Origin of the sequence: Gluconobacter sp. R75690 (assembly GCF_015244525.1) — a bacterium.
In the GTDB taxonomy this organism is placed as follows: Bacteria; Pseudomonadota; Alphaproteobacteria; order Acetobacterales; family Acetobacteraceae; genus Gluconobacter; species Gluconobacter potus.
The window spans coordinates 1-19,890 of record NZ_JABCQB010000008.1; the positions used below are offsets into that span (position 1 = coordinate 1).

Consider the following 19,890-nt stretch of genomic DNA (forward strand, 5'->3'; position numbering starts at 1 on the left):
TGCCAAGCACCAGACGCCTATCAAATCCCCCATCATTTCAATGCCTTGGCACCCGCAGGTTCAAAGCGGGGGTGACCTACACCCGTAACCATCTGCTCCAGATACGGGCGTGCTCTGGCGTAATCGGGCTGAAGAGAATGGGCACTCGTGAAAGTCCTATTGGAATAAGAAAATCTACAGGAAGTGCGTACATTGGCAGCGCGGACACGGTATATCGCTCAAAAGCCGCTGAATCCTTTACAGGCAAGTTGGGCTTTGTCTCGAAGATCCATAGGAAAAAGCTGCATCTCAAGCCGTGCCCTGTCATAGCTAACAATTCAATGCCGCCAGAGCCCCAATCAGGATATTACGGTTTCAATCAACGGTTTTGCGTTCCTTCAGGTTTAACCAGCGAATGCCACGATCCTTTGCCTCATCGTAAGCGTCTTCATAACCAGCATCGGCATAGCGCATTACGCCTAAACTGGTGTCGTTTGTCAGGGCGATCCGCAGCCGCTCGTCTGCCTCGCTGGAGCCGTCTGCGACGATCGTAATACCTGCGCTGGTCATGTACCCGGCATATCCGCCGCCCCCGGAATGGATGGCGACCAGATCGGCCTGGGAGGAACAGGCCAGCATGGCATTCAGCAGCGGCCAGTCTGCAATGGCGTCCGATCCGTCCTTCATGTTCTCCGTCATGATGTTCGGATGGGCCATCGCGCCAGCGTCCAGATGATCGCGCGTGAAGGCGACCGGGCCGGCCAGCACGCCATCACGGACCATCCTGTTTACGGCAAGGCCAACCTGTGTGCGGGCATCATGACCGAGCCAGGCAATACGCGCCGGAAGCCCTTCGAAAGGCACATGCGCCCGGGCCAGTGTGATCCAGTTCACGACGGACGGATTATCCGCGAATGTTTCCAGCAGATAATCGTCGATCCTGCGGATGTCGTTCTCATCGTTCGACAGCGCAATCCAGCGGAACGGTCCGATTGCGCGTGCAAACAGAGGCCGCAGATAGGCTTCCGTAAAGATCGGAATGTCGAACGCATTCTCGATCCCTGCCTTTTTTGCCTGGGTGCGGATCAGGTTGCCGTTGTCGAAGACGATCGATCCTGCGGACTGGAAATCCAGCATGGCCTGCACATGACGGGCGATGGACGTCAGCGAAAGCCCGGCGAGTTTTTCGGGTTCGTTTTCCCGGAATGCCTGAACGTCTTCGATGGACAGTCCGGCAGGAATATAGCCGTAAACCAGATCATGGGCGGATGTCTGGTCCGTGACGATGTCGGGAACGATGCCGCGGGCATGGATTTCGGGCAGGATGTCTGCCGAATTGCCCAGTAGGCCGATCGAACAGCCATCGCCCCTGCGCTGGGCTTCGGCAACCAGTTTCAGGGCTTCGTCGAGTGTTTCCGCCCGGTGCTGCAGATAGCCGGCTTCCATGCGCTTGTTGATGCGTGCGCTGTCCATTTCCACGCACAGGATTACGGCGCCTGCCAGACGCCCGGCGAGAGGCTGTGCGCCGCCCATGCCGCCAAGGCCGGAGGTCAGGATCAGCTTGCCGGACAGGTCCGAACTGAAGTGACGTTCACCGATGCATCGGAAGATCTCATATGTTCCCTGAATGACGCCCTGGGAGCCGATATACTGCCAGTCGCCGGCCGTCAGGCCGCTCCAGCAGATCAGGCCCTTCTTTTCCAGCCGGTAGAATTCTTCCGCCTTGGCCCATTGCCCGATCATGTTGCAGTTGGCCATGACCACGACCGGCGCACGGTCATGCGTGCGCACCACGCCGATGGGCTTTCCAGACTGGACGATGAGTGTCTCGTCATCGCGCATGGTTTTCAGCATCTGCACGATGGCATCATGTGACGGCCAGTCCCGGGCGGCCTTGCCCAGAGCGGCATAGACAACAAGATTGTCAGGATCTTCACCGACGGACAGAACGTTTTCCAGAAGACGGAGAAGCCCTTCCTGACGCCATCCTCGACAGCGCAGTGTGTTGCCGGACGTGACGTCGAAGCTTCGGTTGGTCATGTCTCAGGAGTCCTTGCCAGTGGAAGAGGGGGCGAGCGCATAGCTGGCCAGATCGATGCCCAGGGCGCGCTCGACGGGTGGGTAGACGGCCGGGTCCACAACGCTTGAGGAAAGCGGAAATTTTGATTTTTCTACATGCAGGACGAGGATTTCCATGCCGTCCTCGATCTCGCCAACGCTCAGGGGATAGCCATCCGGTGCGAGGGTCGTGATGATGTCGGGAAAGGATGCCAGACGCTGACCGTCCGCATCTTCCACAGCCATGTATTCGTTCATGACGTGCAGGGTCACGGCAGAGGCTCCCTGTCCGACCGTGATAGTGCCAACGTCGAACGCTTCCGGCGTGTAGGTGACCGATTTCCGGCTGACCTTGCCCTGCGCGAGAATGATCCCGTCGAGCGTCTTCAGGATGGCGTCGACTACGGCACTTCCGCTTTTGCCGGATGCTGCGAGAATGGCTTCTCCCAACGCAAGCGCGCGGGAAATGCCGCCCCATGCCGCGTGGCGCTTGACGTAAGACGCAGGAAGCGGATTGCGGCAGGATGCGATGAAGCCGCCTGACATGTCGGAGGCGGTTCGCAGGATGGGCGAAATGCGGGCAGTCGCCCCCTTCGCAACCATCTCGATATAAGCGTTGCGGGACCTGTTGCCGCCGACAACGGCCTGGATCATTGTTTCCGGTGAGTTGGCCATCCCGATGGAGCCCATGTCACCGGTAGGATGGGCACGCATGTCGCCGACCGCATCAACGACCTTTGTCCCCAGAATAGCGCCAGGCAGCCAGGCGTTGAGCGTGCTGGACTTGCCGTTCTGCCCGATCATGAGACCATAGATCGGCTGGCCCAGTTCCTTCTGCACGAGCTTCACGGCGTTGACGTAATCGACGCCCAGCATCTGCCATTCGGTCGTGCTTGCTGGTGCTCCGATCGCTGCGGCGGTGGCGATGATCGCGTCATCCTCAATCTCTTCTGCGGAGACGAGTTCCGGCTGTCCGGCATTGACCGCTGCCGTTCCCAGCATGCGCCCGTGCTCGACCCAGCCACCGCCGCCACAGGCGAAGACCGATCCACCACGGATCGCGGCTTCCACGTCTTTTTCAACCAGTATTCTGCCCATAGTGCTTCATTCCCGTCTTCCTGCGTCTCACCTGCGCGAGGGAGACCGCATCATTCAAAAATCCCGATCCACGTCCTGAAGAGCCTGCGTCAGAACGCGCGCACCGTTGGCGGCGTCCTGCGGTGTGCACCACTCCTCCGGGTCATGACTGCGCCCGTCACGGCACGGCACGAACACCATGGCTGCCGGACACAGCCGGGCCACGAAGGCGGCATCATGTCCTGCGCCGGACACCATCAGGCGGTGTTTCAGCCCGAGCCGGTCGGCAGCCTGCCCGATCATGCGAACGAGGCCCGCATCACAGGCGACCGGCTTCGTGTCCGACAGGCGGGTGAAACGCTCCAGCCGGACATGAGCGTCCGGGGCAGCCGTGTGGCAGGCGGCTTCAAGTTCTTCCAGAAAAGCCTCGACCACGGCACGTTCCGAAACCCGGATATCGACCACGATCCGTGCTGAGCGTGGCACGACATTGGAGGCATTGGGCGAGATCTCGACGATCCCGCATGTGGCCGTCACATGTCCCTGACCGGACTGCGCCAGTTCACCTGCTCTCCGGCTGACGAATGTGATGACAGACGCCGCTGCCACGGCGGCATCCTGCCGGCGGTCCATCGGTGTCGTGCCAGCATGGTCCGCCCGTCCGCCAAAAAGGATTTCGATACGCGTGACGCCGGCAATGGCCGTGACGGCTCCGATCGGCAGCCTGTCCTGTTCCAGGACGATACCCTGTTCGATATGAACTTCGAGGAAGGCCCGAAGGTCGGTCCGGCGCGGCGTGTCCAACTGGTCCGGACGCCCCCCCATCCGCATTATGGCCTGCGCCAGCGTCTCTCCCCACGGGGCGACGAGGGCGCGCTGTTCCGTGCTTAACGCTCCCGCCATGCCCCGGCTGCCAATACAGGACAGGCCGAAATCACTTGGCTCCTCGGCGAGGAAATCGACGATTTCGAGATCATGCCGCAGAACCAGACCCGCATCCCGCAAGGCGCGGGCGGCTTCAAGCGCGCAGAGTACGCCCAGAATGCCATCGAACCGCCCGCCATCCGGAACGGTGTCGGAATGTGATCCGCTCATGACGGTCCCGAGCCCGGCAGCAGACCCGGTACGCCGCCCGATCAGGTTGCCTGCATCGTCCAGATGGCAGGTGAGCCCGGCTTCGGTGAAGCGCTGTTCCAGCCAGCGTCGTCCGTCGAGGAATCGGTCAGAAAAGGAGCGGCGGGTATGCGGACGCTCCGGGTCGGTGATCTCCGCAAGCGCCATGAGATCGGCCCAGAGACGATCCGGCTGGACGAAGTCTGCGGCGTTCATGGCTGCTCCGGCTTCAAGAAGCGGCCATGCCCCGGTTTCGCCAGAACCTCGCCATTTGCGAAAATGCGCTCGCCACGGAGCCATGTTTCGGAAATGCGCCAGTCCAGGGTCCGACCTTCGTAAGGGCTCCAGTCCTCGAATGCATGGCCGCTGGCTTTCGGATCATAAACCCATTCCTCGTGACGGGCGATCGTGATGTCCGCATCGCGTCCTGCGGCAAGCCCGCCCTTGCGTGCGGTCAGGCGGAACAGCCGGGCCGGATTTTCCGCCAGCAGACGTGCGGCATGTGTCCAGGGCAGGTTTCGCCGTCCCAGTTCCGTCAGGAACAGGGGATAGACGACTTCAAGGGAGGGCGCGCCTGAAGCATTTTTCAGCATGTCCGGATCAGATTTCCGGGTCAGGCTCCATGACACATGGTCGGTGGAGACGACCGTCACGTTCCCGGCGGCAAGATGATGCCACAGCCCTTCCACTTCTGCACGCGGACGGACGGGCGGATTGATCTTGGCGCGGCCGCCCAGCCGGGCCACGTCATGCTCTTCGTCCAGCACCAGATAATGAATGCAGGCCTCGGCTGTCGTCTCGAAACCCTGCTGGCGGTAGGACGCACATAATGCATAGCCCCGGGTCACGGAGCAGTGCACCACATGCGCCGCGCATCCCGTGCCCGCCGCTGTTTCGTAGATCTGCGCCATTGCGAGTGTTTCGGTCAGTGGAGGACGGGACAGGCCGTGCGCCCGCCAGTCCGTAATGCCTGCCTCCGTCACCTGTGCCAGCCGCGCCCGGACCATTTCATCGTCCTCATTATGGACGCCCGCAATCAGCCCGGTCTCACGCACCGCCTCAAAACAGCGCGCCAGAAGATCAGCCGGGATCCGCGGAAAGCGTTTGGGATCGGTTCCGAACGTCGAGAACTTGAACCCGCAGGCTCCGGCCGCCGCCATCTCGCCGATATGGTGCAGGCTGTCACCCGGTGCGATCGTGCCCCAGAGGGCGAAATCCACACGGGCCTGTTCCCCTGCTTCGGCGGCTTTCTGCTTCAGCCGGTCTGCGGTGCAGACAAGAAAGCCCTCGTCATAGGGCATGTCGGCGATCGTCGTAATGCCGCCCGCCGCTGCGGCCCGGGTGGTCCAGATGAAGTCTTCCTGTCCCTTCTGGGAGCGCGAATGTACCTGCGCATCGATCCCGCCCGGCAGGATGAGGCTTGTTCCATGATCATGCACTTCGCGGGCCGCAGGTGGTTTCCCCTGACCCAGACGACTGATCGTGGCACCATCAATGGCAACCCAGCCATTGTCCAGAACGGCCGCGGGGGTCACGACCGTTCCTTTCAGCAATATGTCATGCATACAGGTACTCCATCGGGTCAGACTGGGAAGAGTTGAATTCCGGGGCATGGGGAAGCGGGAAGGCTGCAAGAACAGCTTCGGTCGCCTGCACCACCTTGCCCACCGCGTGGCTGTCGTCGAGCCAGGGAACGTCCTGCGCCAGAGCCGAGATGATCGCGCCGGGCAGCCCTTCGGGCATGGCACCCGAGAGCCGGACGGCCTGTCGGCCTGCCATCGCTTCCAGCGCCACCAGAGGCTCAAGAAGCGTGCATTGCAGCCGCAGCGCGCGGGCAATGGACGGCAGATAGCTGGCCTCGTCCTCAAAGCCGTTGGCGACGGGAACCTGATAAAGCGAGGCCGGCGTGGACTCCCGCAGGATGGATGTCGCCAGATCGGCAGCGAGCTTGGTCGCGGCGCCAAACGCGACCTGCCGCCCCGGTTCGAACGTCAGATTGCGCGAGAGACCGGACAGGTCATTGCGGCACAGCGCCAGAATGCGCCCCAGGACGCCCCGGACGTAATGGCACAGGGCCAGTACGAAGGCCTGCGCGTCCAGCGCCAGTGACAGCGGGAGTGAGGCTCCCGATGTCAGGGCCCGCCCGTCCAGCAGGATCGGATTGTCGTCGCAATGGCTGAAACTGTAGGCGAGGGACGTTTCCACCCGCTCCAGCGCCGACAGAAATGCGCCACCAATCTGCGGCATGCAGCGGAAGCTCAGCGGGTCCTGAAGGTTCCTCCGTGGCGTCCAGCCACCGTCCCCGCTGACGCGTTCGAGAAAACGGGCGATCCGCTGTTCCGTTGGCATTCCCGTTCGCCGGGCGGCTTCCCAGGGAATCCGGAACGCTCCGAACCCGGCACAGGACATCGTATACACCCCGAGCCAGAGCGGCAGCCGTGCCCGGACTTCCGCCACGATCAGTGCAACCCCTGCCACGCCGAGCGCATTGCTCGACAGCACGGTCATCATGTCCTTGGGGCCGGGAACGAGAGGCGCGATTCCGGATTCTTCAAGCAGGGCGACGGTTGCCCGCTGCGTTCCATCGGGCCCGAAAGCCTCGCCCTCGCCCATCAGGACTGCACCCACATGCCCCATCAGACCCACATCCGCACAGCCGATGGAGCCGTATTCCGGAACCACCGGCGTGATGCCGGTGTTGAGCAGACGTGCCAGCGCCCGGGCCAGATCCGGGCTCGCACCCGTATGGCCGCTCAGGATGCCATTCAGCCGGATCGCCATGGCGGCCCGGACGGTGCGGACCGGCAGCGGTGCTCCCATGCCAAGCTGATGCGAGCGCATGAGACGCAATGTATGATGTGGACGATCTTCCGGTGTCACCACGGTGTCCTTGAAGGCGCCGACCATGCTGGTCGTTCCGTAGACGCCGTCGCCACGCGCCAGTGCGTCACCAAGTGCGGTCTGGCCTGCACGAACCTGCTCCAGACCGGCGTCTGAAAGCCTGACCTGTCTGCCATCCGCAATGCTGACCAGATCGGCGAGCGGCAGGGTTCTGCCCGTCAGTGTGATGTCGTTCACAACCGCTCTCCCTTCCGTGATCCTTCCCTGACTGTCCCATCATCCGGGGTGTCACGCGTTATGCTTTCTGTTGCACGTCCCATAGCTTTATCCGGCTGGAAGTGGTCGCCGGTCTGACGCCACAAAGGTGCGCAGAGGGCCAGTCCGGTCGGGAGTGCCGCGAGCAGGACATAGAGTGCCGGAGAGGGCACCCCATGCCAGTCCGGTCCCAGAAATGTCAGGACCATGGGAGCAAAGCCACCGAAGATGGCTGCTGCGATATTGTAGGGCGCCGCGATCCCGGTTGCGCGTACTGCGGGCGCGAACAGACTGGCCAATCCTGCGGGAGCGGCTCCGGCAAAAAGCCCGACCGTCCCGAACAGGACCATCATGACCAGGGTGATGACGAGCGGATGGCTGAACGCTCCAGCCAGCAGCAGGAGCGGCGCCGGAGCCAGTATCACGGCCAGCATTCCGCAGACCATGACATTGCGTGCGCCGTATCGGTCGGCCACGCGTCCTGAAAGCAGTGAGGTGATCACTAGCACAATATTCGCGGTCAGATAGGCTGCATAGCTGACATGGGAAGAAACGCCGAAGGCAGTCTGCATGTAAAGTGGCAGGTAAATCACCAGCGCATATGGGGCGGCAGTCCAAAGGACCGAAATTCCGAATGTGATGCCCAGAGATGGCCGGTACTGCTTTAGCAGGGTTTTCAGGACCGGTGTTTCTGACTGACGCGGGATCGTCGCGGCCCCGGAAAAAGCGGGCGCGCGCCGCAGGAACAGTCCCATGGGAACGATCAGAAGCCCCAGAACAAAGGGCAGCCGCCATCCCCAGGCAGTCATCTGTGCCGGATCGAGCCACAGTGTGGCAAGGGTTGCGACCATGGCACCCAGAATGTTGGACAGGCCCATCGTTGCCTGAAGAAACGATGCTGTCATACTCCGGCTACCCGCCGCCGCCTGCTCCGTCAGGAAAGCCGCGGCGCCCCCGATCTCGCCTCCTGCCGACAGGCCCTGAAGCACGCGCGCCACGCAGATGATGACGATGGACAGGCGCCCCCCTGTGTCATAAGGCGGGTCACAGACGATCATGAGCGTTCCGATCCCCATCAGAAGACAGGTCATCGTGAGCGCTGCCCCCCGTCCGTTCCGGTCTGCGAAGCGCCCGATCAGGATGGCGCCGAGGGGACGGACCACAGCTCCGAGCCCGAAGACCATCAGGCTCTGGGCCAGCTGGGAAAAGCTGTCGGAACTGTGGAAGATGGAAGCGGCGATATAGCGCGCGAACAGCGCGTAGACCGCGAAATCGTACCATTCCAGAAGATTGCCCACGCAGGCCGCTGCAATCAGCCGCCTGCGTATCGTCCTGTTCTCAGAAATGGGCACTGACGGTTCCGAAGAACTGACGTGGCGCACCCATCAGGAAGTAGTTGTATCCGGTATTGACGAAATTGTTGCCAAGCTCGTTGGTTGTCGAAACATAGGTCTTGTTGGCAAGATTGTAGATGTTCAGGCTTGCCGTCAGTCCCTTGAGGACGCTGATATTGCCGAAATTGTAACGCGCCCCGAAATTGGCGAGGAAATAGCCTGGAACGTGCAGGTCGTTCGTATAGGTCAGCTGCCGGCTCGACAGGTAAGTCCCATCGACATGCACCTCAAAGCCGCCGATGCGGTAGGTGATGTTTCCCTTGTACATGAACTGCGGATAGTTCGGCACGAGCTTGCCGCGTGTCGCCTCCACACCGGATGCAGTCGTGACATCCTGATCGTAGGTGGAGTGGGCGTAGGAGAACGAGTTGTAGATCGACAGCCCGTCGACCGGCCGGATCGTGACGCTGGCTTCCGCACCGTTCGTGGTCACGCCGCCCACGTTCTCGACCGCCGTGATCGGATTGATGCCCGACTGGCTGTTGATCAGCTGAAGGCGGTTGGAGAAGTTGATCCGGTACAGGGAGGCCAGGGCGCTCAGGAATGGCGTCGTGTAGCGGTAGCCTCCTTCATAGACCCAGTCGGTTTCGGGGCGCAGCGTGTTCTTCGTGCTCTGGAAAGCGCTCTGCGAGGATGTCCAGGGCGTTGCGGAGACGTTGGTGCCGTATCCGTCTTCGGGGAAGGAGCGCATGTTGTGCGAGACGTCGAAGAACAGTTCATGATGCGGCAGGAAGCGCCAGTTGGCCGAAACCTGCGGCAGGAATGCATTGGAGGCCTCAAGCCGTCCCTGCGCGATCTGCGTGCCGTTGATGGCGAGGCTCTGCGTTGGAACGCTGTTCCCGGCATTGACGATCATGGACTTGAAGCCCGCATTGACTGTCAGGTTCTTCGTGATGCGGTAGGTGTCCTGAAGGTGGAACACGAATGTATTGGTTGAGAATGCTTCCTGCCAGGGTTGGGCAAAAACCTTGCTGGTCGGGAAACCCGTCGTCGGATTGCCAAGCGTGCCCTGTCCCAGAACCGGGGCCTCGGTGAAATAGCGGCTTTCGTCGAAATTGCCGTATTCGTACCAGACGCCGGCGTTGATCGTATGACGCGCAATCTTGTAAGTCAGCGCGGTCTGGAAGCCGCCGCGTGCGATTTCCGGCGTCTGAATGCGCTGTGAGAGCGGCGCGCCATTCGGGGACGGCATGTAAGGTGTGGTCCAGGTGCTGTAGCCGGTATCGGCGTGACCGTAGAGCGTGGTCTTCCAGTTCAGCCGGTCGGTGAAGTTCTCGTCCAGCGTCAGGCCGCCCAGATAATCGACGCGGTTGGCCGTGCCGGCATAATAGGCTGCGTCATACGGATCGTTGGTTTTCTGAAGCGCCGGGCGATAGATGCCCTGCGCTGCCTGATAGGCCGCTGTATAATCCGGATAGTAGTTCGCAAGGTTCGGACCGACCGTATGCAGGTAATTCATGGTCATGTCCTGGTAGTCGAACTGCTGTGTCGAGCTCCAGTCGAAGAAGGCCTTGATGGAGGATCCCCGCGCCAGCGGCTGGACGATCTTCGCGTTCACCTGATCGGAATAATCGTAGCCGCCCCCCTTCCACAGGTTCATGTTCGTGCGGGCATAGGCCACGTAGAAGCGCGTTCCGGTCTTGTTGAGGTCGCCGCTGTCCAGCCGCACATAGGTGCGCATCGCGGAATTGCTGCCGAAGGTCTGGCTGACCGTGCCGCCACGCTTGTGGGCGGGGTCGAGGGAATGGATCTGGATCGCGCCGCCCAGATTGCTGGTGGAGGCCACGTCGATCGCACCGGCGCCCTGTGAGACGTCCACGCCCCCGACATCATCGGAGATGATCGAGCGCGTCACGCTCAGGCCATTGTAGTTGTTGAACTGCTGGTCGCCGAGCGGAATGTCGTCAAGCGTAAAGCCGAGCTGGGACTGGCTGAAACCGCGCATGAAGATCTGGCTCGAATATTCATAGGCTCCGAACGGATCGGCGGACTGGTAAACGACGCCGGGCAGCTGGCTCAGGACCTTGAGCGGCGAGGTTCCCGGTGCGCTCTGCTGCATCATGCTGTGCGTGATGCTGGTCATCTGGCGTGTGGAGCCATGACCGAAGACGGTAATCGCTTCGTCCTGTCCGAGAACCCGGGGTTCCTTTTTTGCCGGCACCTTTCTGGAAGTTTTCGGAGCCACGGAAGCATGTGGCGTTCCGGATGACGCTTCCGGTGCCTTGCCGGGTGTGTCGGCTGCCCTGGCCGGACTGGGAACAAGTCCCAGAAAGAGCGCGGGAACCATTGCCACGCCACTGAGGACGGTTGAAAGCGTGAGAGCCTGTCGCGTGATCATTTGATCGTTCCTTGGTTTGCCGGATCCGGCAGGGAGAAAGGGGACACGGAGAAAGGAGCGTGGCGGTCGGATGCATCCGTTTCACGAAGTCCGAACTGGTAGATGGCGGCGCAGGTCAGCCCAACGCCGCAGGCAACAAGCATCGAAGGTGCGAAGGATCCGAAATGATCCACCATGATGCCGGTCATGACAGGGGCCAGCGCGCCACCAAGCGAGCCACCCGTGTTCTGGATCGCCTCAAGCGTCGCAACGCGATGCTCTGCGGCAATGACGGTTCCGAGCGTCCATCCCGCGCTCATGGCGACCCCGCCCGCGAACAGGGCGGCGGCCATGAAGACCATCGAGATGCTCAGTCCGGTATCAAGCGCGGTCAGCCCGGTCATGACGGCTGCCACCACCATCGAGATCACGAGGGGACGGCGGCAGGCGTCCAGCCGCCCCATGCCCCGCGCCATCAGACGGTCTGAAAGCACCCCGCCCGTCAGGTTGCCGGCAAAACCGCAGATCTGGGGAAGAGCCGAGAGCAGCCCGGCCTGTGTGGCGGTAAGATGATAGGTGGACTGGAGCCATGCCGGGAGCCAGGTCGCATACAGCCAGGTCAGGTAGATGATGCCTGCAAAACCGGCAGTCACGATCCAGCTGGAGCGCTGGCGCAGAAGATATCCCAGATCATCGCGCAGGATGGAGGGCGGCGGCGACGGGGCGGACGCCGTGCGCGTCGGATCGCGGTAATAGAGCACCCAGAGCAGCCCGAGCAGCAGGCTGAGGATGCCAATGCTGACGGACATGCCGCGCCATCCCTGGAATGCCATGATGGTCAGAAGCAGGGGAGGAGCAAGCGCTGGCCCGAGGGCCGCCGAGCCGTTGAAAAGCCCGATGACCGTTCCTCTTTCCGCAGGCGGGAACCAGCGTACGAGCACGCGTGTCCCCGCCAGAAAAAGCGGGGACTCTCCTACGCCGAGCAGGATTCTGCATACGAACAGCCCCGCTACGCCCTGCATCAGTCCGAAGCCGATCTGTGCACAGGACCACAGGCACAGACCGGCCCCGAGCAGCATCCGTCCTCCCAGACGATCCGCCAGAAGTCCTGCGGGAATCTGGCTGACGAGATAGGCCCAGGCGAAGACGGACAGCAGCCAGCCCATGCCGGTGTAGGACATGTGCATGCTGGACATGATGGCGGTGTTGCCGATGGAGAGGGCTGCGCGATCGATGTAGCTGATGCAGCCTGCCATCACGAGCAGGGAGACGCTCAGACGTCGCCGCCAGCCCGGAATGGCCGGAATGACTGTCATGCTGCGGATTTCCGTGGACGACCGTTCTCCGCGCCAGAGCGCCGGCGGTTTTCCAGAAGGCAGGACTTCAGACGTTCGATGCTGGCAGGGTTTGAATGGGTCTTCTTCCAGATCAGGCGCGTGGTCATGCGATAGCGCGCGGGCAGCGGCAGGGAGTCCACGTCCTGCGACCGGAAAGATCCGGCCGGCATGATGGCGCAGCAGGTTCCGTCAATGACGAGCCGCAGCATGAGGGAAAGCGACTGTGTTTCAAAAAGGGATGCAGGAACCGTCCCGGAGTGTTGCAGGAACTGGTCGGTCAGGCGTCGCAACCCCGTGCCGAAGGCAGGTATGGCCAGGGTCTCCCCTTCGATCAGGCTCGTGAGCGTAGAACCGGCCGGCGCGCGATCCCGACTGAAAACGAGATGCAGTCCGGATGTTTCCAGATCCATGTGATCAAGATTTGGAGGAATATCCAGGAGGTCGGTCAGGCCTGCATCATAGACGTCTCCCAGCAGACCTTCGACCATGGTCGGCGCCGCCAGTGTGGAGACTGTCAGGGTGGGTTGATAGCGGCGTTCACGCCACAGACGGACAAGCCTGGCCAGTGTCAGCGTAAGGGAACTGTCACTGCTGGAAGGCATCATGGAGGCCAGTCGCAGTGTCCGGAACTGGCGAAAATAGCTGAAATTCTCGTCTCTCATGATACTGCGATAGATCTGGTCCGCTCGCTGGCAGCCTTCCATCAGCATCCGGGCGGCCGGAACAAGCCGCACTCCGAAAGGAGAGCGTATCAGCAGTTCACGGTTCAGGATTGTTTCCAGCTTCCGGATCTGACGGGAGAGAGTGGGTTGCGAGATGGACAACTTGCGGGCCGCCTTTGCGACGCTGCCCAGTTCGCAGACGGTCAGGAAATACCCGATCATGCGAAGCGTCAGGCCGGTTTGAAGCAGAGCCCTGAGCTCGGGAAGTGTCGGCGATTCCGTTGAGGAGAAAGACGTATTTTCAGCAAGCGAGACGAATGTGCTGCTCCAGAGCAGCAGCGCTGTGGCGGATCGATACAGGCTCTGGCCGCAAGCGGTTGGAACCGCTTCAGGATGCCGACGCTTGGATGTGCGCAGGAGGAGTGGAGATTCCATGGACTGTTCAAGGGTCAGAACAGCATGATTGACCGTGGAAGAACTCACCCCCAGAGCTTGTGCTGCCTGTGCCGGAGATCCGGTATCAATCAGAGCCACAAAATATGTAAGCGCTGTAAGTTCCATGGAGGACCGGTCTCGCAAAAGCATGCCGTATAGAACTATTGTATTTAGTTCTATACGAGAATTAACTAACGGAATTGTATGAGAACACTGTCGTCACGGCACTGCAATAAAAAAGTGCCAAGATGCATATCTTGTGCAAAACAAAGCATATCCCACTCAGACGGCGGCATTTGAGAGCATTTTTAGAAAACCGCGATGGGCTTTACTGACAGGATTGTCTCTGTTCCGGCGGGAAGGCTTTCTGTCCAGGGTCAGTGTTGTGAAGGATACGTCAGACATTGGCCACGGCTCAGGCGTGGGAGAAAATACCACATGATGAATGTCAGGTTATCCAGCCTGAAACCGGTGGGTTGGCGAAGTGGATACAGACAATGGCCTGCTCTTTCCGTGTCGTCTTCGGCAAATGCGTGAAGGGGCCATCGTGTCCGAAGGTTCACGGCAGATCATCGTGCCAGCCTGCCATACAGGAACGTGAGGCGCTCTGAATGCTGCGTTACCTGCTGTATGCGAATACTTGTGCCAGATATTGTAGGATCGGTCACAGAAGCTGCATCTGAAGTTCAATATCTCCAGCGTGGTTCTGTACAAGCGGCTTTATGGTGCAGAACGCTCGTCCGAACCTGTGCGTAATCGCCACGAAGTTGGGCACTTTGAGGCAACGCATATTGCCATGTGAAAAAATCCCGTTCGACCTAACTGTCCACTCTTTGAATGGGGCTTTTCTACATCAGCGGGGCTGACCACCGCTTCAACCGGTGGCTGGCCGGAGAAAGTCACCGCCATCCCCTCGATCGCCTGGCGGCTCCACTGCGCAATCATCGTCTGATGCACGTTGTCGTTCGATGCCAACGTCGCCAGCGTCTGTTCTCCCTGGACCGCTGTAACGTTGCTCATAAACCTGTTCTCTCTCAGGTCGGATTATAGCTTATGCTGTTGCCCGAGGCTCTTGGGGAAAAAGGGCCGCGGACGATTCATCTGGGTATCCGTTAGCCAATACAGGTTTCTCGTGTTCAGCCTCCTTACAGAGTCTGGATCAAAATCGTATCGAAAAATCAATGAATTATGAGCCTAGGAATTTTTGTGGCTGGTTTCCATTCTGTTTTTGCCCGGGAATAGTTTGGAGCAGTGTCTGCGTGTAAGGAGAGGCAGGCTTTCTGAAAATCTGTTCCGCATCACCGTATTCCTCCTGTTTCCCATACCGGATAATGGAAAGCGTATCGGCAATCTGCCTGACAACGGCCAGATCGTGAGAAACGAACACGAATGTCAGGTCGAGTTCTTTCTGCAATTCGGACAGAAGCTCCAGAATTCGGGCCTGCACTGTTACGTCCAGTGCGGAGACGAATTCATCCAGAACAAGGATGTCAGGTTGGGCCGCCAATGCGCGCGCCAGGGCAACGCGCTGGCACTGGCCACCGGATATTTCCGACGGATACCGCTCCAGAAGATGCAATGGCAGATGCACGCGTTCCAGAAGCTCATGAAGACGTGTCTGGCGCCAGGCCTGGCCTTCAGGAAAATAATTGCGCAGAGGCTCTTCAATGATCCGGCGGATTGTCAGCCGTGGATCCAGGGAACTCCAGGGGTTCTGGTAAACGAGTTGCATGTTCCGCAGACGCTGGCGGCGTTCTGCGGATGTTTCGGAGAAGATGTCTTTGCCGTTGACATGAACTGAGCCGGATTGTGGAGATATGAGGCCCATCAGGCATCGCAGGAGCGTCGTCTTGCCGGAGCCTGACTCTCCAATAATACCGTGCGTCGTTCCGGGCTGTACGTCGAATGAGAGGTGGCTGACAGCAGTTTGTGACCCGTATGCGACTGTAAGATCTTTAACCTGAATGGCCGGCCGCATGCCTGAAACAAAGCGAGCGGGTGTTGCCGGACGTGAGTGGAAAGCAGGAGAATCCGCAAGCAGCTTTCTGGTATAGGAAGACCGGGGACTCTCAAACAGAGAGCGGGTCGTGTTCTGCTCTGCGATCCGGCCGTGCTGCAGGACGATCATGTCGTGTGCGCGATCCCGTGCAACGGCAAGGTCATGCGTGATCATCAGCACGGAGGATCCGCTTTCTTCCCGCAGGCGGTCAAGCAGGTCCAGGATCTGGCTCTGAATGGTGACGTCCAGTGCGCTTGTTGGCTCATCGGCAATGATGAGCGCAGGGGCAAGCACCACGGCAATTGCAATGAGCACGCGCTGTTTCATGCCGCCGGACAGCTCATGCGGGAACTGTGAAAAGCGACGTTCGGGTTCGGAAAAGCCGACATGCTCCAGCAGGTGAAGGACGTGTCCTCGTCTTTCCGCCCGGCTCTGGGAGGTATGAAGACGGAGTACCTCCTCAATCTGCCTGCCAACGGGAAGACGCGGATCAAGCGAACTGGAAGGATCCTGCGGAATAAAGCCGATCTGGCGGCCGCGAATGGTATTCAGGCCGCGTGGTGTCGCGTCCGTAAGGGAGATGCCGTTCAGGGTGATGGTGCCGTGCGTAAGGCGGGCGCTGGGTGGCAGCAGTTGGATGATCGCTTTGGCGATGGTTGATTTCCCAGACCCGGATTCCCCGATCAGCGCCATCGTCCGGCCGGGAAATGTCTGCAAGGAGATATTTTCCACGGCCGGTTTCCCGTCATAGGAAATGCCAAGGTGACTGATATCGAGAACAGGATGCTGCGTGTTCATGGCTGATCCTCTCTCGGGCGTGTCATAGCGTGGCTCAGGCGGTTTGTGGCGAATGCGACGGTCAGCAGGGCCAGACCTGGAAATGTGGTCATCCACCAGGCGGTCGCCAGATAGTCGCGTCCTTCCGCAATCATCAGTCCCCATTCCGGCGTTGGAGGGGGCGCGCCATAGCCGAGAAAGCCGAGAGTAGCGAGGGAGAGGATCGCCATGCTGTAGCGCAGGACAGTCAGTCCCAGAACCGGGCGAAACGCATTGGGAAGGATGTGCCACCAGATCATGCCCCCAAACCCCGTTCCCGACAGGCGCGCGGCTTCGATATAGGGCATGGCGCGGAGACTGCGGACCAGGTTGCGGATGATCCGTGCAAAGCTTGCGGTCTGGCTGATGCCAACGGCCAGAGCGGCATGGAGGGGGCCGAAACCCGTCAGGATCACGACGGTCAGCGCCAGAAGAAGTTCCGGAATGGAGAGAAGTACGTCGATGACGCCTGAGAGAGCCCCGTCCACAACCGGCGCGGACAGGGCTGCCAGGCCGCCGATGAAAGCGCCGAGAACCACGCCCGTCAGGGTTGCCAGAAGCGCCGCGGGCAGCGTTTCCCGTGCTCCATAGATGATACGCGTCAGAACATCGCGGCCGAGCTGATCTGTTCCGAACCAGTGTGCCCAGTCAGGGGCCAGAAGATGGTCCTTTGCAACGCCTGTCGTGGGATCGCTGTGGGTCAGGGCGGACGGGAACAGGATGGCCAGCCCGAAAACGGCAAGAACCCCGATGGAGAGGACGCTTTCCGGGCCGAGGGGTGCGAAACGCTTCATGATCCGGATTTTTCCTTCCATGCCGCTGAGGAACGCAGGCTCGGATTGATCAGGGGAATCAGGAGGTCAACCGCCAGATTGGCGGTCACGAAGCCTGTGGCGCCGATCATGACAACAGCCTGCAGGACCGCGACATCCTGTCCGGATACGGCGTCGCGGGTCAGGCGTCCCAGTCCGTTCAGTCCGAAGATGGTTTCCGTCACGATGGCTCCGGCAATCAGTTCACCGAAGGAAAGACCGGCCATCGTCAGACACGGTGTGACGGAATTGGGCAGGATATGCCGGAAGAAGACGGATTCCTGACTGGCCCCCTTGGTGCGGATTGCCATGACGAAGGGCAGTCTTTCGGTTTCCTCGATCTGCTGGAGCAGGAGTTTGGCCTGGGGAGCTGCGATCGGCAGGCTGACGGCAAGGGCGGGAAGAATGATTCCTTCCCAGGGGCCTACGCCCACAACAGGCAGAAGACGGAGTTTAAAGGACAGGATCTGGATGATGAATATCCCCGACCAGTACAGCGGGATTGCACTCCAGAATCCGGGAATCGCCTGAAAAGCCTGACGCAGCGGGCGAGCCGGAAGAAGGCTGGCGCCTGTGGCGATCAGGAGCGTCCAGACAAGCGAAAGGATGAAACCCACCACGGCCAGACGCAGGGTGACGGGCAATGCGGCTGCGATCAGGGTCCGGACAGGCACGCCGAGCTGGACGGAATACCCGAAATCTCCGTGAAGCATCCGCAGGATGGTATGGCAATACTGGAGCACGGGGCTTGAAGAGCCGCTGTAGAGAACGCGCATGGCTTCGATCTGATCGGGAGAGAGGCCAAGCTCGGGATCCATGAACCGGACCATGACGGCATCGCCGGGCATCATCTGCAGCAGGAAGAACGTCACCGTAAAAGCCCCCCACAGGATCAGGATGGCGCGGATGAACTGTATGCCGGCATGACGGAAACTGCTCATGGGCGGTTCAATTCCACATTCTGAAAGACGGGTCTTCCAACGGCCTCGAACCCGAGACCCGTCAGCCTGGGAGAGGAGGCATAAACCTGCGGTTCCTCGAAAAGCGGGATGTCATAAGCCTTGTCGATCAGGTATTCCTGCACCGCAACGACCTGTTTCAGACGTTCGGCGCGATCGGTTTGGGAGGCGATATCGAGCAGCATTGCGTTCAGGGTCTCGTCCTGAAAATGCTGCACCTTGCTGCTTTGCCCACCCTTCTGGAGAAGGGCATCCCGGTTTCTGGGGAAGAACTCGCTTTTCAGTACATCAGGATCTGCCCGTCCGACTTCCGAAACAGTCAGAGGGGTTCTCTGCGGATCAAGGTTGTCGAGCAATACACCTGCGGCCGAGCCGGACATGATATCGAGTTCGACACCCAGCCGTCGCCATTGCTGCGCCACGAGCTCGAGCATCGTCTTGTCTTGCGGGTGAGGGAGGGAGATATGAATTCCCAGACGCAGAGGGTGGCCGTTTTTGTAGCGTAGGCCGTCTTCGCCGAGTTTCCATCCGGCGCTGTCGAGCAGTTGACCGGCAAGACCCGGATCAAACTTTAGTTCCTCCGAAAGATCGACAAATCCGGCGGCTTTCGACGACAGCACGGAACGTGCCAGCGGATAGTTCTCCGAATAGAGAACAGAGACGATTTCCTGTCGGTCCGTTCCGTGCAAAAGGGCCTTGCGAACGCGGATATCCGCCACAAGAGGATTATCGGGACGGAAGGCGATGCCCGTGTTTACACCACGGGTCGAGGGCGCATGGAGACTGTATCCGGCATGTCTGATCTGCTCTTCGTCATATGCTTCGACCTGACGGATGATATCTGCCTGACCGGCCAGAAGGGCGCCGACGCGAATGCTGTCTTCAGGCACGACCAGAATCTTGATCTGGTCCATCTTTGCCCGCGCCGGGCGGTTCTCCGGACCCCAGATGTAGTCCTTGCGGGCAGAAAGAACGACTTCTTTGCCTGGAATATCTGCCGAGACGATGAAGGGTCCGGAGCCGATGATGTTGGTGGCCGTTCCCAGTTCGTCGAAAGAGTGATGCAGGGTGCCGGATGAGACGATCCCCGATCCCAGAACGGAGGTGGCCTGCAGGAAGCCGGGCGCGGGTTGGGTGAAGTGAAACCTTACGGTGAGGGGATCAATGACCTCCGCGCGATCAAAATTGCTGATCGCCTCTGAAACAGGAAAATGCAGCGCCGGATTGCCTTTTCCATAGGTCTGGTAATTCAGGGCTACGGCCCGCGCGTCAAGCGGCGATCCATCCGAGAACGTGACACCGGGACGGATATGGAACGTGTATTCCGTATCATCCTCGTTCATGGACCAGTCCGTTGCCAGCCATGGCCTGATTTCCAGCGTCTGGGGGTCCTGCCAGGTCAGACGGTCGGTAATCTGGCTCAGAATTCCACCATTGGGATAAAATCCTCCAGCGGGAGGATAAAGGTTCGTATGCTCCTGCGGGTCCAGATACGTGATGGTTCCGTCCTGGGAATGACCTTTTGCGCCGGATATGGAAAGCGCGCAGGCTAGGACAAACAGACCTGCGGGCAGCGACCGGAAAGGTGAGGCAGCGGGAACCGGCATTTTTACCTTCGGAATGATGAGGTCGCAGGCAGAAAGAGGTTTATAATTAACAAAAAATATTCGTGTTAATTGGGAATATGCTATCTTGAAATGATAATTATGGACAGGGGTTGGCTACGGAATCAGAAAAATTTCCTGTCTGTTTCAGATGCGCCACGCTCCTTTTATGCCTTGTTGGGGAACGAAATCCTTGGATTTGTGCGGAATTTTAAAAAAACTAAAAATAATA

13 protein-coding genes and 1 pseudogene are annotated in these 19,890 nt (G+C 60.0%); all 14 read right to left on the reverse strand.

Annotation, left to right across the window (positions count from 1 at the left end; translation table 11 throughout):
• Nucleotides 1-354: 354 nt before the first annotated feature.
• Entirely contained in the window at nucleotides 355-2,019 is a 1,665-nt protein-coding gene (locus HKD27_RS10525; RefSeq protein ID WP_194689582.1) for a urocanate hydratase, read from the reverse strand.
• A 3-nt stretch (nucleotides 2,020-2,022) separates the two neighbouring features.
• Nucleotides 2,023-3,135 (reverse strand): DUF917 family protein, encoded by a 1,113-nt coding sequence (locus HKD27_RS10530; RefSeq protein ID WP_194689581.1) that lies wholly within the window; start codon nucleotides 3,133-3,135, stop codon nucleotides 2,023-2,025.
• A 54-nt stretch (nucleotides 3,136-3,189) separates the two neighbouring features.
• Nucleotides 3,190-4,443, reverse strand: coding sequence for a Zn-dependent hydrolase (locus HKD27_RS10535; RefSeq protein ID WP_194689580.1), 1,254 nt, complete (start codon nucleotides 4,441-4,443; stop codon nucleotides 3,190-3,192).
• Nucleotides 4,440-5,762, reverse strand: a complete 1,323-nt coding sequence (locus tag HKD27_RS10540) for an amidohydrolase family protein (protein ID WP_197436610.1) — start codon at nucleotides 5,760-5,762, stop codon at nucleotides 4,440-4,442. Before HKD27_RS10540 ends, HKD27_RS10535 begins: the two co-directional genes overlap by 4 nt.
• Nucleotides 5,763-5,784: 22 nt before the next feature.
• A complete protein-coding gene (locus tag HKD27_RS10545) occupies nucleotides 5,785-7,305 on the reverse strand; it encodes an aromatic amino acid lyase (protein WP_194689578.1) in 1,521 nt (506 codons plus the stop codon).
• The gene (locus HKD27_RS10550) at nucleotides 7,302-8,675 is read right to left on the reverse strand and encodes an MFS transporter (RefSeq protein WP_194689577.1); all 1,374 of its coding nucleotides are present in this window, start codon (nucleotides 8,673-8,675) and stop codon (nucleotides 7,302-7,304) included. The genes HKD27_RS10545 and HKD27_RS10550 overlap by 4 nt, the downstream gene beginning before the upstream one ends.
• Nucleotides 8,662-11,055 carry a TonB-dependent receptor gene (locus tag HKD27_RS10555; protein ID WP_081107241.1) on the reverse strand — a complete coding sequence of 798 codons (2,394 nt, stop codon included), beginning with the start codon at nucleotides 11,053-11,055 and terminating at the stop codon, nucleotides 8,662-8,664. Before HKD27_RS10555 ends, HKD27_RS10550 begins: the two co-directional genes overlap by 14 nt.
• A complete protein-coding gene (locus HKD27_RS10560) occupies nucleotides 11,052-12,350 on the reverse strand; it encodes an MFS transporter (protein WP_194689576.1) in 1,299 nt (432 codons plus the stop codon). The genes HKD27_RS10555 and HKD27_RS10560 overlap by 4 nt, the downstream gene beginning before the upstream one ends.
• Nucleotides 12,347-13,594 (reverse strand): LysR family transcriptional regulator, encoded by a 1,248-nt coding sequence (locus HKD27_RS10565; protein ID WP_062495524.1) that lies wholly within the window; start codon nucleotides 13,592-13,594, stop codon nucleotides 12,347-12,349. The genes HKD27_RS10560 and HKD27_RS10565 overlap by 4 nt, the downstream gene beginning before the upstream one ends.
• A 671-nt stretch (nucleotides 13,595-14,265) precedes the next feature.
• Nucleotides 14,266-14,488, reverse strand: a pseudogene (locus tag HKD27_RS10570) (IS3 family transposase); the annotation flags it as partial.
• Between the two features lie 166 nt (nucleotides 14,489-14,654).
• The gene (locus tag HKD27_RS10575; protein WP_194689574.1) at nucleotides 14,655-16,265 is read right to left on the reverse strand and encodes an ABC transporter ATP-binding protein; all 1,611 of its coding nucleotides are present in this window, start codon (nucleotides 16,263-16,265) and stop codon (nucleotides 14,655-14,657) included.
• Complete coding sequence (locus HKD27_RS10580; RefSeq protein WP_194265257.1) at nucleotides 16,262-17,077, reverse strand: ABC transporter permease; 816 nt, start codon at nucleotides 17,075-17,077, stop codon at nucleotides 16,262-16,264. The genes HKD27_RS10575 and HKD27_RS10580 overlap by 4 nt, the downstream gene beginning before the upstream one ends.
• Complete coding sequence (locus HKD27_RS10585; protein ID WP_194689573.1) at nucleotides 17,074-18,036, reverse strand: ABC transporter permease; 963 nt, start codon at nucleotides 18,034-18,036, stop codon at nucleotides 17,074-17,076. The genes HKD27_RS10580 and HKD27_RS10585 overlap by 4 nt, the downstream gene beginning before the upstream one ends.
• The gene (locus tag HKD27_RS10590; RefSeq protein ID WP_194689572.1) at nucleotides 18,033-19,661 is read right to left on the reverse strand and encodes a TIGR04028 family ABC transporter substrate-binding protein; all 1,629 of its coding nucleotides are present in this window, start codon (nucleotides 19,659-19,661) and stop codon (nucleotides 18,033-18,035) included. The genes HKD27_RS10585 and HKD27_RS10590 overlap by 4 nt, the downstream gene beginning before the upstream one ends.
• Nucleotides 19,662-19,890 lie beyond the last annotated feature (229 nt).